Annotated in this window: 15 protein-coding genes; 8 read left to right on the plus strand and 7 right to left on the minus strand. The window is 58.6% G+C overall.

Annotation, left to right across the window (positions count from 1 at the left end; all coding sequences use genetic code 11):
* The first annotated feature begins 72 nt into the window (after positions 1-72).
* Positions 73-1,035 (plus strand): pirin family protein, encoded by a 963-nt coding sequence (locus ABLN94_RS11620; protein ID WP_352992529.1) that lies wholly within the window; start codon positions 73-75, stop codon positions 1,033-1,035.
* A gap of 66 nt (positions 1,036-1,101) precedes the next feature.
* On the plus strand, positions 1,102-2,076 hold the full coding sequence (locus ABLN94_RS11625; protein ID WP_352992531.1) for a 2-dehydropantoate 2-reductase: 975 nt from the start codon (positions 1,102-1,104) through the stop codon (positions 2,074-2,076).
* Between the two features lie 7 nt (positions 2,077-2,083).
* On the opposite strand, the gene ABLN94_RS11630 is transcribed toward ABLN94_RS11625, so the two are convergent.
* The 3 genes from ABLN94_RS11630 to hrpB all read right to left on the minus strand — a co-directional run bounded on the left by ABLN94_RS11630 (position 2,084) and on the right by hrpB (position 6,666).
* Positions 2,084-3,562: an inorganic phosphate transporter gene (locus tag ABLN94_RS11630; RefSeq protein ID WP_352992533.1), complete on the minus strand. Its 1,479-nt coding sequence runs from the start codon at positions 3,560-3,562 to the stop codon at positions 2,084-2,086.
* Positions 3,563-3,654: 92 nt separating this feature from the next.
* Positions 3,655-4,113: an NUDIX hydrolase gene (locus ABLN94_RS11635; protein ID WP_352992535.1), complete on the minus strand. Its 459-nt coding sequence runs from the start codon at positions 4,111-4,113 to the stop codon at positions 3,655-3,657.
* Positions 4,114-4,224: 111 nt separating this feature from the next.
* The gene (gene hrpB, locus ABLN94_RS11640; RefSeq protein WP_352992629.1) at positions 4,225-6,666 is read right to left on the minus strand and encodes an ATP-dependent helicase HrpB; all 2,442 of its coding nucleotides are present in this window, start codon (positions 6,664-6,666) and stop codon (positions 4,225-4,227) included.
* A gap of 130 nt (positions 6,667-6,796) precedes the next feature.
* Here hrpB and meaB point away from each other — a divergent pair, with 130 nt between their 5' ends.
* The 5 genes from meaB (at position 6,797) to ABLN94_RS11665 (ending at position 10,745) form a co-directional block, all read left to right on the plus strand.
* Positions 6,797-7,774, plus strand: coding sequence for a methylmalonyl Co-A mutase-associated GTPase MeaB (gene meaB, locus ABLN94_RS11645; RefSeq protein ID WP_352992537.1), 978 nt, complete (start codon positions 6,797-6,799; stop codon positions 7,772-7,774).
* Between the two features lie 110 nt (positions 7,775-7,884).
* The gene (locus ABLN94_RS11650) at positions 7,885-9,069 is read left to right on the plus strand and encodes a Hint domain-containing protein (protein ID WP_352992538.1); all 1,185 of its coding nucleotides are present in this window, start codon (positions 7,885-7,887) and stop codon (positions 9,067-9,069) included.
* Positions 9,070-9,188: 119 nt separating this feature from the next.
* The gene (gene rpmB, locus ABLN94_RS11655; protein WP_039532366.1) at positions 9,189-9,476 is read left to right on the plus strand and encodes a 50S ribosomal protein L28; all 288 of its coding nucleotides are present in this window, start codon (positions 9,189-9,191) and stop codon (positions 9,474-9,476) included.
* A 415-nt stretch (positions 9,477-9,891) separates the two neighbouring features.
* On the plus strand, positions 9,892-10,230 hold the full coding sequence (locus ABLN94_RS11660; RefSeq protein ID WP_352992540.1) for a hypothetical protein: 339 nt from the start codon (positions 9,892-9,894) through the stop codon (positions 10,228-10,230).
* A gap of 41 nt (positions 10,231-10,271) precedes the next feature.
* Positions 10,272-10,745, plus strand: a complete 474-nt coding sequence (locus ABLN94_RS11665; protein ID WP_352992542.1) for a copper chaperone PCu(A)C — start codon at positions 10,272-10,274, stop codon at positions 10,743-10,745.
* Between the two features lie 88 nt (positions 10,746-10,833).
* On the opposite strand, the gene ABLN94_RS11670 is transcribed toward ABLN94_RS11665, so the two are convergent.
* Positions 10,834-11,442: an HdeD family acid-resistance protein gene (locus ABLN94_RS11670; RefSeq protein ID WP_352992544.1), complete on the minus strand. Its 609-nt coding sequence runs from the start codon at positions 11,440-11,442 to the stop codon at positions 10,834-10,836.
* Positions 11,443-11,502: 60 nt separating this feature from the next.
* Complete coding sequence (locus ABLN94_RS11675) at positions 11,503-12,198, minus strand: NAD-dependent deacylase (RefSeq protein ID WP_352992546.1); 696 nt, start codon at positions 12,196-12,198, stop codon at positions 11,503-11,505.
* A 28-nt stretch (positions 12,199-12,226) separates the two neighbouring features.
* Between ABLN94_RS11675 and ABLN94_RS11680 the strand changes: the two genes are divergently transcribed.
* Positions 12,227-12,670 (plus strand): low molecular weight protein-tyrosine-phosphatase, encoded by a 444-nt coding sequence (locus tag ABLN94_RS11680; RefSeq protein WP_352992630.1) that lies wholly within the window; start codon positions 12,227-12,229, stop codon positions 12,668-12,670.
* On the opposite strand, the gene ABLN94_RS11685 is transcribed toward ABLN94_RS11680, so the two are convergent.
* Positions 12,667-13,608, minus strand: coding sequence for a LysR family transcriptional regulator (locus tag ABLN94_RS11685; RefSeq protein WP_352992548.1), 942 nt, complete (start codon positions 13,606-13,608; stop codon positions 12,667-12,669). The two genes, ABLN94_RS11680 and ABLN94_RS11685, sit on opposite strands and share 4 nt — an antisense overlap.
* 66 nt (positions 13,609-13,674) lie before the next feature.
* On the minus strand, positions 13,675-13,983 hold the full coding sequence (locus ABLN94_RS11690; protein ID WP_352992549.1) for a hypothetical protein: 309 nt from the start codon (positions 13,981-13,983) through the stop codon (positions 13,675-13,677).
* Positions 13,984-13,991: the final 8 nt, after the last annotated feature.

Consider the following 13,991-nt stretch of genomic DNA (forward strand, 5'->3'; position numbering starts at 1 on the left):
TCATACCAAAGGTGAAATACGCCCTATATCCTGCATCAGTGAACTTAACCTTGTGATCGCAGGAGCGTAGCGATGAGTTGGAATCCGACCCACAGCCCCGAATGCCAGACCGAAAATGCCGCTCTGGACACCTTGATCATTCCTCGCGCACGCGATCTGGGCGGGTTCGAGGTGCGGCGCGCGCTGCCCTCTGTCAAACGTCAACTGGTCGGGCCGTTCATCTTCTTTGATCAGATGGGGCCGGCCGAGTTCATCACCGATGGCGGCATCGATGTGCGCCCGCATCCGCATATCGGTCTGGGCACGGTCACTTACCTGTATCAGGGCGAGTTTGAACACCGCGACAGCCTTGGCACTCATCAGATGATTTACCCCGGTGAGGTCAACTGGATGGTCGCCGGTCGTGGGGTTACTCATTCCGAACGCACCAGCGACGAGACACGTGGCAAAAAACACAGCCTGTTTGGTATCCAGACATGGATCGCGTTGCCCGAAGCGCATGAGGATATGGCCCCCGATTTCGAACACCACAAACAAGGCGCGCTGCCACATATTCAGGACGCGGGCGTCAGTGCTCGCCTCATCCTTGGGTCGGCCTTTGGTCAGACTAGCCCTGTCACGATGTTGTCTGAGACCTTTTATCTGGACGTGCAACTGGATCCTGGTGCCGCGTTTCCCTTGCCGGACGATCATGAGGACAGGGGTGTCTATGTCACGCAGGGTTCGGTCGAGATTGCGGGGGATACGTTTGAAGAAGGCCGGATGATGGTGTTCCGCCCCGGTGACCACCTGTCGGTCAAGGCCGGGCCACAGGGGGCGCGGTTGATGCTGCTGGGTGGCGCGACCCTGAACGAAGATCGCTATATCTGGTGGAACTTCGTGTCTTCCTCGAAAGAGAAGATTGAGACTGCCACACGCGAATGGAAGACCGCCGATTGGGCAAATGGTGCTTTCCACCTGCCGCCAGGGGATGATCAGGAGTTCATTCCGATCTCGGATGAGTTGGAGCGCACCAAGCCAAGACTAGCGCGCTGACCACGCGTCAGGCGCCCTTGCTCACCTGTCCGATCCCGGCAATGCTCTGCGTCGGGGAGGGGCACCATGAAGGTCGTGATCGCAGGCGCAGGTAGTATCGGGTGTTATTGCGGGGCTTTGTTAACGGGCGCGGGGCATGATGTAACCTTGTTGGGTCGCGCTCGTATTCTGGACCCGATCCGCGATAAAGGGCTGACTGTCACGGATTTTTCCGGGCGTCGCCGCCATGTCGCGGCTACGGAATTGACCTTGACCGAGGATGCCCGCTGCCTGAGCAATGCTGAACTTGTCGTCGTAACCGTCAAGGCCGGGGCGACGACCCAAGTTGCTGCTGAGATTGCGCATTTCACACCGACCTCTACACCGGTTGTGTCCTGGCAGAACGGCATGGAAAACGCGCGCATCCTGCGTGCAGTTCTGGCAAACCACGACGTGCGGGCCGGGATGGTTCCATTCAACGTTGTTCCAACCGAACCGGCCAGCTTTCACCGCGCCACGTCGGGTGAAATTGTGGTTGAAAGTGGTCCCGGCGCATTGGGTAAAAAGCTCGGAAGCCCCGATTTTTCGGTCATCGAAAGCGACGATATCGAAGCGGTCCAATGGGGCAAGCTGGTAATCAATCTCAATAACGCGCTGAACGCGTTGTCAGGTCTGACACTGAAAGAGCAACTGCTGGATCGCACGTGGCGCTGTCTGATGGCTGATCAGATGACCGAGGCGCTGGCGGTTCTCAAGTCTGCAGGCCATCCGGTCGCCTCAACCACACCGCTGCCTGCGTGGATGACACCGCATATCCTGCGACTTCCAACGCTGATCTTTACTCAGATTGCCGCGCGAATGCTGACCATCGACCCCAGCGCACGAACCTCGATGGCCTATGATCTGATGGCTGGGCGCCCGACGGAAATCGACAGCCTTCAAGGAGAGATTACCCGACTTGGCGCGCAGACAGGCGTGCCAACGCCAATCTGCTCGCAGGTGCGAGCTTTAATTGCGCAGGCACCGAAAGGTGGAATGTCACCTGAGCAGATTAAACCTTAGCCCCTTTTTAGACGAAGGCTGTCAGGAACACGAAAATTGCCGCCGACATGGCCGCAGCAGCGGGAACGGTGATAACCCAGGCCGCCACAATGGTCATGAAATGCGAGCGGCGCACCAATTTGCGGCGCTGATGCTCTTCGCGGGCCAGCCGCTGTTCAAATGGGCGCTGTTGGTTCGATTGCTTCCAGCGGCGATCAGAATGCCACTCGCGGTAGAACCCAACTCCAAACACGGCTCCGACCGCAATATGGGTCGAACTGACCGGCAAGCCCAGCCAACTGGCGACGATGACCGTGATGGCCGCTGACAAGGCCACGCAAAACGCGCGCATCGGGTTCAGCTTGGTGATCTGACTGCCCACCATACGGATTAGTTTCGGGCCGAACAGGAACAGACCGAACGAAATTCCGAAAGCGCCGATCACCATGACCCAGCTTGGGATCGATACTTTCGCAGCAAAATCTCCGAACTCCGCCGCGTGTACGATTGCGGCCAGCGGCCCCACCGCGTTGGCCACATCATTGGCACCATGCGCGAAGCTGAGGAACGTGGCCGAGATAACAAGCGGCAGGCCGAACAACGTTTTCAGGGATTTCGTGCGGTTTTCCATCCCCTCCGACTTGCGCCTTACCCAAGGCACCGTAATCGACCAGACCAGCAAGCCAGAGGCCACCCCAATCAGCAGTGCTATCTCAAGGTCGATCTTCACGATCCGCTTTAAACCTTTAACGGACAGGTAGGTTGCAAAAGCCGCCGCCATAAAAGCAACGAGGATCGGAACCCAGCGCCGGGCTGCTGCGATCTTGTCGTCCTGATACTGAATCTTTGCTTTTATCAGAGCCAGAAATCCGGCCGCAATGACACCGCCCAGCACCGGTGAGATCACCCAACTTGCGGCAATCGCGCTCATGGTGCCCCAGCTGACGGCGCTTAGGCCCGCCGCAGCGATGCCTGCACCCATCACACCGCCAACAACGGAATGCGTGGTCGACACCGGAGCGCCCACCCAAGTTGCAAGGTTGACCCACATCGCTGATGAGATCAGCGCCGCCATCATCGCCCAGATGAATACGTTGCTGTTCTGAACCGATGCAGGGTCGATGATCCCTTTGGAAATCGTCGACACCACGTCACCACCGGCCAGCAAGGCCCCCGCGCTTTCGGCGATCGCGGCAATCACGATAGCACCGCCCATGGTCAGAGCGTTGGCGCCCACGGCTGGACCCATGTTGTTCGCGACGTCATTGGCGCCGATATTGATCGCCATATACGCCCCGAAAACTGCCGCAGCGACGACGATCAATCCACCATCTGCTTGCCCGAAGAAGACTGCAGAAGACAAACCAGCCAACGCAATAAATGCTAGGGCGATACCGGGCGCCAGCATCGGGCGCGCGACGTAGGCATTGGCGTTCTCGACACGCGAGATGCGTTGCAGGTCGCTGTCCAGCGCCTGCCAGCGGGTTTTCGTGGTCAAATTCGACATTGTGTTCTTTGAGGCCTATGGAACTGACGCAGGCCGCTAGACGGTTTCAGCCCAATGGACAACCGCATTGTCATCAATTTTTTGCGAAATTGTTACATTTGTAGCAGCAAATCGCGCAATTCCGGCTCGAATACACGCTCAGCGGCTGTAGAAGGGGACACCCAATCCCGCCTACGCTGATCGGACTCCGGGAAATCGTCGGCCAGGTCCCGAACTTCAACCCGATAGACGCTCGTCAGCACCGGCTGAGCTGAACCGTCTTTCATGATCTTGTCATAGGTGAAATGTCCGATCGGTTCCTTGGTTGGCTTTGACGCACGCACGCCAGCCTCTTCCCAGGCTTCCTGCAGAGCAGTCTCCGCCCCATCTTTGCCATCAATTGGCCAGCCTTTGGGGATGACCCATCGCCCTGTGTCCCGGCTAGTGATCAGCAAAACTTCTGGCCCGTTCGGAGTGTCACGTGTGCACAGGGCGGCGAACTGCACCCTGTGAGGGCGCAGGAAAATAGGTCGTGCGACCTCTTCCCAGATTTTTCGCAGCCATGCCGACATAGTTGTGCGTCGCTCTACATTTCTTGTCCAAAACTGCCGTGATATAACAATGAAACATGGGTGTTTCAATAATTGCTCAAAATAGATGCAGCTTTTTTGCGAAGAACGAATTTACCTCCGCCGTTTGGCGCGCAGGGTCGGATCGGCCTGTGTCGGGTCCTCGGGCCAGGGGTGTTTGGGATACTGCGTGCGCATGTCCTTGCGAACATCGGCATAGGACCCCGCCCAAAAGCCGGGCAGGTCACGGGTGATCTGGATTGGGCGTTGTGCTGGGGAAAGCAGAGTGATTTTCAGCGCTTCGCCTCCCACTACAGGATGCTGCGTGACGCCAAAAAGTTCTTGCAGTCGTACCGAAATTTCCGGCACTGCGCCGCCATAGTCTATTGGCACTTTACGCCCAAGTGGGGTTTCGAATGCGCCTGGCGCGCGCCGGTCCAACTCTTGTGTCTGGTTCCAATCCAGCCGGGCACGTAAAGCGGGCAGCGGATCGAACCGTTTCCAGTCGTCGGCATTGCGTACACCTGAAAGCATCGGCAGCAGCCAGTCTTCAATCGTGTCGGTCAACCCCTGAAGGGTGAAATCGGGTAGGTTTGCGCCCTCGGCTCGGACCAACTCGACGCGGGCGGCCAGTCGTGCAGCGGCCCCTTCCAGCCGTAATCCCAAGTCACGCACACCGTCCAGCATGGCCTGTGCTACTTCGTCGTCCGGCACGTCTTTCCAGATGCGGTCGCTCAGAGTGATCGCACCGAGCCGTTCCTGCTTTCGTGCCACGACCCGACGTTCGCGTTTGGACCATTCGCAACTCTCGACCCAGTTTATCTGACCTGCAAACAGATCGCGGATTTCCCGTTCCGTGATTTGCGCTGCCATGCGCACGCGCGCCTCACGCGGGTTTCCGTCCGTATCCGTGACCACAAGATAGGGTGCCGCGGCCAGCGTGTCGTCATTTTCTAACACCACCCCTTTTCCGCCAGACAGAACATGGCGTGGCACATCGCCTTTGCGGCGTTGCCCGATCCGGTCGGGATAGGCCAAAGCTGCCATTGCGGCTGGACTCAGGTCGCTGGAGGAGCCTTTGGTCCGGAGTCGTTTGGTCTCTGCCTTGATCCGGTCCACGGCGGCTGTATTCACCTGCCAGACCCGATTGCGCTGAAACGCGCGGACGTCGCGCAAGGCTTCCAGACGTAGCAACATGTCTACCGGCGCACCTTTCAGCGGATCGCGCTCGGCCAATAGCGCGGCCAAAGGAGCGGCAGCCGGCCCGGTGTGTTCTAGCATATGCCCCAGTCGAGGGTGCAGGGGCAGTGCCGACAACGCCCGTCCATGATCGGTGATCCGCCCTTTGGTATCCAGAGCGCCCAGCATCGTCAGCAGGGCTTTCGCTTCAGCCATCGTGCCTTCGGGGGGCAGTGTCAGAAAGGCGAGGTCGCCTGGTTCCGCGCCCCAAAGTGCCAGTTCCAGCGCCAGCCCGGTCAGGTCGGCGGCTTCGATCTCGGCTGGTGGGTAGGCAGCCAGCGCGCCTTCTTCTCCCTTGGACCACAGCCGGTAGCACACCCCTTCGGCCACACGTCCAGCACGACCAGCGCGCTGAGTGGCCTCGGCCCGCGTCACACGTTCGGTGACCAGCCGTGACATGCCCGAGCCCGGATCGAACCGCGCCCGCCGTGCTTGCCCCATATCGACCACCACGCGAATATCGGGGATGGTCAGCGAGGTTTCGGCGATCGAGGTCGCCAAGACCACTTTGCGACCTGCCTCAACGGGCGCAATCGCTGCGCGCTGGGCGGCAAAGGGCATTGCGCCGAACAGGGGGCGTACCACGCAGTCACCGGGCAATCGCCCGGCCAAGGCCGCCTCGGCCCGTCGGATTTCGCCCTCGCCTGGCAGGAACACCAGTAAGCCACCGCCGACGACGCGAGTATCTCGTTCCGCTTGCACCACCAGATCGACCAGAGCGTCCGATCGCCGTACCTGCGCACCCAAGGGCCGTTCCAACCACCGGGTTTCTACCGGGTAGCTGCGCCCTTCGGACGTGACCAGCGGCGCTTCCATCAGTTGACCCACTGGTTCCGCATCCAGTGTGGCTGACATTGCGAGCAAGATCAGGTTGTCCCGCAGCGCACCGGTAACTTCCAGGCACAACGCCAGCCCAAGGTCAGCATTCAAGGACCGTTCGTGGAATTCGTCGAAGATCACCGCGCCGACACCCGGCAGATCGGGGTCGGTTTGTAGCATCCGGGTCAGTATGCCTTCGGTCACCACTTCGATCCGGGTTGCTTTCGAGACCTTTGCGTCGCCGCGTACCCGATAACCGACCGTCTCACCTGCGCGTTGGCCCAACGTCTCGGCCATCCGTTCGGCAGCGGCGCGCGCGGCCAGTCGTCGCGGTTCCAGCATCACAATTTTGCCGTCGCACAAGCCCGCCTCAAGCATCGCCAGAGGCACTCGCGTTGTTTTACCAGCGCCTGGCGGTGCCTGCAGCACGGCGCGGCCCTTGGCCTTCAAGGCCGCAAGCAGGTCAGGGATGGCTTCATCTATCGGCAGGCGTATCATGCGGGCTTTATCCGCCAAGCGTCGGGTAACGTCCAGTTCTGGCACGTAGCATCACACTCGGCGACGCAAGGCACTGGACAAACCCTGCATTGCTCCGTCATCTAGGCGAAAATCGGGTAAGGGGCCGCGCATGACAATTGCTGAGCTGAGCGACAGGATTTTGAATGGTGAGCGCCGCGCGTTGGCCCGTGCGATCACTCTGGTCGAAAGTGGGCGTGAGGATCACCGGGTGCAGGCGACCGAGCTTTTGGCGCATCTGGCCAAGGCTGGGCGCCAATCCTTGCGCATCGGCCTGTCCGGCACACCCGGAGTAGGCAAGTCCACCTTCATCGAGAGCTTTGGCATGATGTTGATCGAGCAGGGGCTGCGCGTGGCGGTTCTTGCCGTTGATCCCAGCTCGGCCCGTTCGGGCGGATCAATTCTGGGGGACAAAACCAGGATGGAACGTCTGAGCCGTGAGAAGAATGCGTTCATCCGCCCGTCGCCAAGCCAATCACATCTGGGCGGTGTCGCCCGACGTACGCGCGAGGCAATTGCCCTGTGCGAAGCCGCAGCGTTCGATGTGGTGCTGATAGAAACAGTAGGTGTGGGCCAGTCGGAAACCGTGGTTTCCGAGATGTCCGACCTGTTCCTGTTGCTGCTGGCCCCAGCGGGTGGAGATGAATTGCAGGGCGTCAAACGCGGCATCATGGAAATGGCCGACATAATTCTGATCAACAAGGCTGACGGAGATCTGAAATCCACCGCCACCCGCACATGCGCCGATTACGCCGGTGCTCTGCGTCTGTTGCGCAAACGACCTCAAGACCCCGAGGGGTTTCCGAAGGCGATGACCGTCTCGGCGGTTGAAGAGCACGGGTTGGAGGACGCATGGTCAGAGATGCAGTCCCTTTCGCAAAGCCGAAGGGATAGCGGTCACTGGGATGCGAACCGAGCGGAACAGGCGCAGTATTGGTTTGAACAGGAGGTCCGGGCAGCCCTTCTTGCGAAACTTTCAACTGCACAGGCGCGGGCTGAAATGGAACAACTGGGCGCTCAAGTGCGCGCAGGCGGGCTGAACCCTTCGGCGGCTGCTGAGGTAATGCTGTCCTCTCTGATGGCTCGTTGAATGGGCTTGCTCTGTCCTGGCAGCAAGAATCTTCTTAAAGTTGTCCTGGTTGCTGACGCGGGTACAGAAAAATGATATTCTAAGACCCCTGACGCTTTGGATCCGCACGAATGCCCCGAATAACTGGGACAAACAACGACGACGATATAGACGTCACTGGTGATAGCGGGACGCTGAACGGGGATCCGCAGGGTTCCCCTATTGATAATGTTCGGGCTCGGGGTGGCGATGATGACATTGATATCATCAACAGTACCATTGCCGAAAATGTCGTAGGCAATGCCGGCAGCGACACCATTACCGTCACGAACAGCACCGTTGAGGGGCGCATAGCAGGTGGCGCGGATGCGGATACGGTCGATATCAGTGGCTCGACTGTGGGCAATATCCGTTTGGGGGCTGGAAACGATACCCTGAATTTCAGCAGCACCTCGGTCAGCGGCGACATTCGAGGTGGTAGTGGCACCGATACCTTGAACCTACCCGTTGGAACCGTCGTGTCTGACAGCGTCTTTGGCACGTTTACCGTTCAAGATGGAGTCGGCTATTCCGTGTCCAGCGGCACCTTCACGCTGCCCTCGGGCACTGAGGTAACGTATTCGGCCTTTGAGAATGGTTCAGGGGTTCCGTGCTTTACTCGCGATACCCGAATTCTCTCTGATCGCGGAGAACGCCCGATTCAAACGCTGGAGGTTGGGGATATGATCCCCACAATGGGACATGGAGCCCAACGCATCCGCTGGATTGGTCGGCGTCGTTTCGACCGTGTGGATTTGTTGGATAACCCTCGGTTGCTTCCAGTGCGCATTCTGGCCGGAGTATTGGGTAACGGGATGCCGAGGAGAGATTTACTGGTCTCGCGCCAGCACCGGATGTTGGTTCAATCCAAGATAGCCGAGCGGATGTTTGGCACTCCCCAAGTACTGGTTCCTGCAATCAAATTGACGGTCCTGCCCGGGTTTTTTGTTGATGAAAGTGTGAAGGAGGTAGAGTATTTTCATCTGCTGTTTGATGGCCACCAAGTGATCTTTGCTGAAAACGCGCCAACCGAGAGCCTGTTCATCGGAGACGAGGCCCTGAAATCCCTTGGGGCGGATGCTGTCCGCGAGATTTTTGAGATTTTTCCAGAGCTGATTGAAAAACTGCTGACACCACGGCCTGCGCGTTATATCCCACAGGGACGGCAGCAGAGGCACCTTTTGCAGCGGCATCTAAAGAACAACAAGCCTTTGCTGCAGACGCTAGTTCACACGGTCGGTATTGTTACCGCAAAGAATTCGCGCGATCCGTCTTGACCCTACCTGCGATTCCCACTACACGCATCCAACCAGTTTTCGGGCGCGACTTCGGGTTGCGCCCCTTGTGATTTGGCCGACGGTGCTATGCCCGGCCTCCAGAAACAAAGGAAGAAACCATGTCGCGCCGTTGCGAACTGACCGGAAAAGGCCCGATGACTGGCAACAATGTCAGCCATGCCAAAAACAGAACTCGTCGTCGTTTTCTGCCCAACCTGAATGACGTCACCCTGCAGTCCGAAACTCTGGGCCGCGGCGTCAAGCTGCGCATCTCGGCAGCCGCGCTGCGCTCGGTCGACCACCGCGGTGGTCTGGACGCGTTCCTTGCCAAAGCCAAGGACGAAGAGCTGTCGGCAAACGCGCTGAAAGTGAAAAAGGAAATCGCCAAGGCACAAGCTTCGGCCTAAATCCTTTTTCTTGCCAAGAATTCAACCCTGTACCGCAAGGTGCAGGGTTTTTTTATTGCGCGATTTGCTCCTGAAGTGGAATTAAATTTGCAACCACGGTGATGTTGTTCACATACGCTGCGCTCATACTGATTTATGTTTAGTCATATTCATCTGGCGGAGTTCAACCCCATGTCTTTAAAGTTGTCTGATTTCTTCTCCCTGTTGGCTGCCTTTTTTGGCAAGACGTTTGGGACATGTGTTCGGATGCAACGACAGGTGAATCGGTTGCATACGAGCCTGACCAAAGGGTCTGTCAAACGTCCCGGATTGGACGGCTGACGATACAACCAAGGCTGCGGGCTTCTGGCGCACCCGATAGCGCTTGAAGCCCGTTTCGCGTCCGGCCTATACCGGGCGCAGGATGAAGCCGGTTTTGAATAAATTTCTGCCTTTGGCGTTGTCACTGCTCGTTATTTTGACTGGGCAGGGCGTGGCCGCATCGCGCGGAATAGACAGCGCAGTGAGGCAGATGGTTCTGTGCACTGGTACGGGTCCGGTCGTTGTCTACATGGACGCCGAAGGCCAACCGACACAGCCTCCGCATTTCTGTCCCGAATACGCGCTGACCCTATTGGGGGCGATAACACTTGCGGCTCCTGCGGTGCCTGTTGCGCCGACCAGTGTTCAACCCGCGCCGCTGCGAAAGACAAATAGTCTCATTGCTGCGCCGGTCCCGAACAGACCAGCACGCGCGCCTCCGGTGTCGATTTGATCTCTTTCATTTTTTCAGACATCTAAGCAAGGAGAGGCGCAATGTCCCTCAAATCTAAACTGTTCACCACTCTGGCTGCTGTAACGTTGGCTACTTCTGCTATGGCACAGGATACGATCACTGTTGACGACGCTTATGCCCGGTCGTCGGGTAAGACAGCCAAGGCCGGAGCAGCCTTCATGATGATTCAGAACACTGGCGACGCGGATGATCGGCTGATCGGAGTGGAATCTGATGCGGCCGCGCGGGTTGAACTGCATACCCATTTGGTCGACGACAACGGCGTGGCCAAGATGGTTCATGTCGAAGATGGTTTCGTCATTCCCGCAGGCGAGGCGCATATGCTGAAACGCGGTGGCGATCATGTGATGTTCATGGGCCTAACTGCGCCATTTGAACAGGGTGAGACAGTTCCAGTGACGCTGATCTTCGAAAAAGCCGGTGAGGTTGAGGTTGAAGTTCCCGTGGATCTGGAACGCAAGGACGAAGGTGGCCACGGGTCGCATTCACACTAAGGCTGCACCTGTCTTCGGGCCGCGCTGCGGCCGTCATCCAAGCGTCAGGTCGGGCTTTGCCCGACCTGTTTTCGTTTTCGAATCTGTATCAGCGATTGACCACGCGCATCGCGATACGGTCATGGGCACGTTTGAAGCGCGCGGTCAGCCAGAACATCACCGCGGAAAAGGCGAGGGCTCCGAAGGCGATCGCCCAGCCGAGCGCCACCATACCACTGCCAGGCCAGAAGATCAGCACCAGTCCGATTACCAACGCAACGATTCCCGAGTTGCGAACCGATGGCGCATCGGGGTGCAGATCCGACATTTGTCGCCACGCCATCAGCGACCCAATACCTATGATCAATGCCCAAGCCCCAAGCAGGAAGAAGGTCAGCCGCGCCACACCCTCAGGCCAAATTAACAGTATCAGTCCGATCAATAGCGCGCCGACGCCGACGCCGCCGATCAGGCCACGCCGACCGAAGCCCAGAAGAGTTAGCCCGCCGTCAACAATCAACAGAAGGCCGACGAGGCGCAAAAGTAAGGATATGCTGCCGGTTGGCCAGAACAGGGCAGCTATTCCCAGAGCTCCCGCCAGCACTCCGCGCAGCAGGAACGTCCACCAAAGCCCCGCGAGCTGGTCGCCAAGCGCGTCACGACCGTCCAGGCTGCCGTCTTCAAGGATTTCCTCGCGAGGGTGCTGAGGGTTTGCCATTGTGTTCTCCGGACCTGTTAGGTCTTCAGTATAAACAAATAATTCCAATGATGTCTGCCGTCATCTCCGGTTCAGCAGCCCCTCGATCCACCGCGGAACGGTTTCTGTCGCAGGGCCGAGTATGACCTCGTCAAAACTGGCGGCGCCGGTGGATGGCTCAAGGTTCAGCTCAACCGTATGTGCGCCCGATTGCATGGCTTCGTACACGAAGGCGGCTGCGGGATAGACCTGACCCGACGTACCTATAGCGGCAAACAAGGTCGCCTCGGCCAGGTGGTCATAAATGACGTCCATCTGATAAGGCATTTCCCCAAACCAGACCACATCCGGGCGCGCCGTGGGCGCAGCGCAGGCAGGGCATGTTTCGCCCACAGCCATCTGGGGCGGGGCAGGCCAGCGGTGATCACAGGCGGCGCAAAGCGCCCCGGCCAACGTGCCATGCATATGGATCACGTTTGAGGCGCCGCCGGCCTCGTGCAGGCTGTCGACGTTCTGGGTCACGATCACTACTTCGCCTGGGTAATTTTTTTGCAGGCGGGCCAGTGCCTCATGCGCGGCGTTGGGTTTAGCCTTGGCGGCCTGAACCCGGCGGGCGTTGTAAAAGTCGTGAACCAGAGCAGGGTTGCGAGAGAAGCCTTCAGGCGTGGCGACATCCTCGACCCGGTGTTGTGCCCACAGCCCGCCTTCGTCGCGGAAGGTTCCCAAGCCGCTTTCGGCGGAAATCCCGGCCCCAGTCAAAATGACGATCTTTCCCATAGCGGCCTCACGCGTTACACCTCGGTTCATGACTTACCGTATCCTCTTTGTCTGTCTGGGCAATATCTGCCGGTCTCCCGCTGCCGAAGGCGTTTTCCGCGCTCGTACCCCCCATCACACGACCGACAGCGCCGGGACTTCGGGCTGGCATATCGGAGATCCACCTTATGGACCGATGCAAGCGGCGGCCCGGGCCCGAGATTTCGACCTGAGCGACCTCCGCGCACGGCAATTTGTGGCGGATGATTTTGATCGGTTCGATCTGATTATCGGTATGGATGCCGAGAATATCGTGAATATTGAAGCCCTACGGCCATCGGGTAGTGAAACCCCGGTGCATCTTTTGACCGATTTCGCACCCCATACTGGTGCGGATCACGTGCCCGATCCTTACTACACGCGTGATTTTGACGGCGCGCTTGATTTGATCGAAGCGGCGGTTGAGGGTTTAGAAAGGCATTTGCAGGCCTAGACCATCACTTTTAGTTTGTCGGTCAACCATGGCAGTTGGGCCAGCGCTGGATCGACGATCTGGTTGCGCATCAGTCTGCGCATCATTCCCGCAACCTCTTGCGGGACTTGATCGGACCAGTCGGTGCGGGTGAACAAGGATATAGTACGCGAGAATTCTCCGAATGGCGCGGGGTGCGCCTGTAGCGCGTCGTGGAAGCGTGCCGCTCTCATGTAACCCAGTGGTGTGGTGATCGCCCAGCCCAGTCCACGCGCGACCATCGCCATCAGCGCCAGATGTGAGCCGATCTCGAACCGCTCCTCGTAACTCGGTTGTTGTTTAGCCAGATGCGCTTCAATCTGGCGGCTGATCAACTGTTCACGGGTATAGCGCAGAAAGGGCAGCTCTTGCATCGCATTGTCCGCCCCTTTGGGGGTCACCAGGATGAATGGGTCCTGTACCAAGGGGTATTCGACAACACCTTCCAGCACTTCCCCGGAATGAGCTGAGACCACCAGATGCAGGCGCTGGGCTTCAAGCTCGGCGAACAGGTCCAGACTGGGCAAGGTGATCAGTTTGAATTTTGAGCGGGTCAGGCTGTCAGCCAGCAGGGTGGCCAGCCGCGGGGTCAGGTCATTGTCAAAATCATCAATCAGCCCGATGGAAAGTGTGGTCAGGTGCCCCAAATCCATTACGGTCAGTTCGCTTTGGGCCATCTGCAGCTCGGCTAAAACCGCTTCGGTCCGCGCCAGAAAACTGAGCCCAGCCTGCGTCAGCCGCATCGGGCGCCGCCCGTGATCCACCAGCTCGGTCCCAACGGCGATTTCCAGATTGCGCAATTGCTGCGACACCGAAGGCTGGCTGAGCCCGGTGATCTCGGCTGCCTGTGCCACCGATCCCGTCCGCGCCAAAGCCTCGAATACTTCGAGCCCGCGCAGGGTCAGCCCTTTCATTACCATCAGATATACCTTTCGCTGCACCTTTTCTGAGGTGCAGTGCGGATCAGGTCAAGGATTGAGGCTGTATCAGCTGCAGATCGCCTGTGCCATCTGGCCAAAGTTCCGGTACCGGTCCCACAACGCATCATCGCGCGCTGTCTGAGACATCTTCAACTCCTGCGCCTGATGCGGATCGGTAAACCACTTGGCGACCTTCTTCTGATCGCTACGAGTCAACGCCTGATTGGCCACACGTTGGATGCAGCTGCACCGGTCACGTGTTGCAGCTGTCCGGTCGGATGCCAGACACGCCCGTTTGATCTGCGCCGCGTCCGCAGCCGGAGCAACCGCCGTCAGCGATGCCGCACAAAATGCGATAAGGAGGAACTGTTTCATGCTCATGC

The sequence above is a fragment of the Ruegeria sp. SCP11 genome, from assembly GCF_040329455.1.
Taxonomy (GTDB): domain Bacteria; phylum Pseudomonadota; class Alphaproteobacteria; order Rhodobacterales; family Rhodobacteraceae; genus Ruegeria; species Ruegeria atlantica_E.

What these genes read in the sequence shown, in the direction of transcription:
- ABLN94_RS11675 (WP_352992546.1), bottom strand. Translation starts at nt 12,198, where the DNA reads ATGGGAAAGATCGTCATTTTGACTGGGGCCGGGATTTCCGCCGAAAGC.
- rpmB (WP_039532366.1), top strand. Translation starts at nt 9,189, where the DNA reads ATGTCGCGCCGTTGCGAACTGACCGGAAAAGGCCCGATGACTGGCAAC.
- ABLN94_RS11685 (WP_352992548.1), bottom strand. Translation starts at nt 13,608, where the DNA reads ATGGTAATGAAAGGGCTGACCCTGCGCGGGCTCGAAGTATTCGAGGCT.
- ABLN94_RS11650 (WP_352992538.1), top strand. Translation starts at nt 7,885, where the DNA reads ATGCCCCGAATAACTGGGACAAACAACGACGACGATATAGACGTCACT.
- ABLN94_RS11630 (WP_352992533.1), bottom strand. Translation starts at nt 3,562, where the DNA reads ATGTCGAATTTGACCACGAAAACCCGCTGGCAGGCGCTGGACAGCGAC.
- ABLN94_RS11635 (WP_352992535.1), bottom strand. Translation starts at nt 4,113, where the DNA reads ATGTCGGCATGGCTGCGAAAAATCTGGGAAGAGGTCGCACGACCTATT.
- meaB (WP_352992537.1), top strand. Translation starts at nt 6,797, where the DNA reads ATGACAATTGCTGAGCTGAGCGACAGGATTTTGAATGGTGAGCGCCGC.
- ABLN94_RS11690 (WP_352992549.1), bottom strand. Translation starts at nt 13,983, where the DNA reads ATGAAACAGTTCCTCCTTATCGCATTTTGTGCGGCATCGCTGACGGCG.
- ABLN94_RS11625 (WP_352992531.1), top strand. Translation starts at nt 1,102, where the DNA reads ATGAAGGTCGTGATCGCAGGCGCAGGTAGTATCGGGTGTTATTGCGGG.
- ABLN94_RS11680 (WP_352992630.1), top strand. Translation starts at nt 12,227, where the DNA reads ATGACTTACCGTATCCTCTTTGTCTGTCTGGGCAATATCTGCCGGTCT.
- ABLN94_RS11620 (WP_352992529.1), top strand. Translation starts at nt 73, where the DNA reads ATGAGTTGGAATCCGACCCACAGCCCCGAATGCCAGACCGAAAATGCC.
- ABLN94_RS11665 (WP_352992542.1), top strand. Translation starts at nt 10,272, where the DNA reads ATGTCCCTCAAATCTAAACTGTTCACCACTCTGGCTGCTGTAACGTTG.
- hrpB (WP_352992629.1), bottom strand. Translation starts at nt 6,666, where the DNA reads ATGATACGCCTGCCGATAGATGAAGCCATCCCTGACCTGCTTGCGGCC.
- ABLN94_RS11670 (WP_352992544.1), bottom strand. Translation starts at nt 11,442, where the DNA reads ATGGCAAACCCTCAGCACCCTCGCGAGGAAATCCTTGAAGACGGCAGC.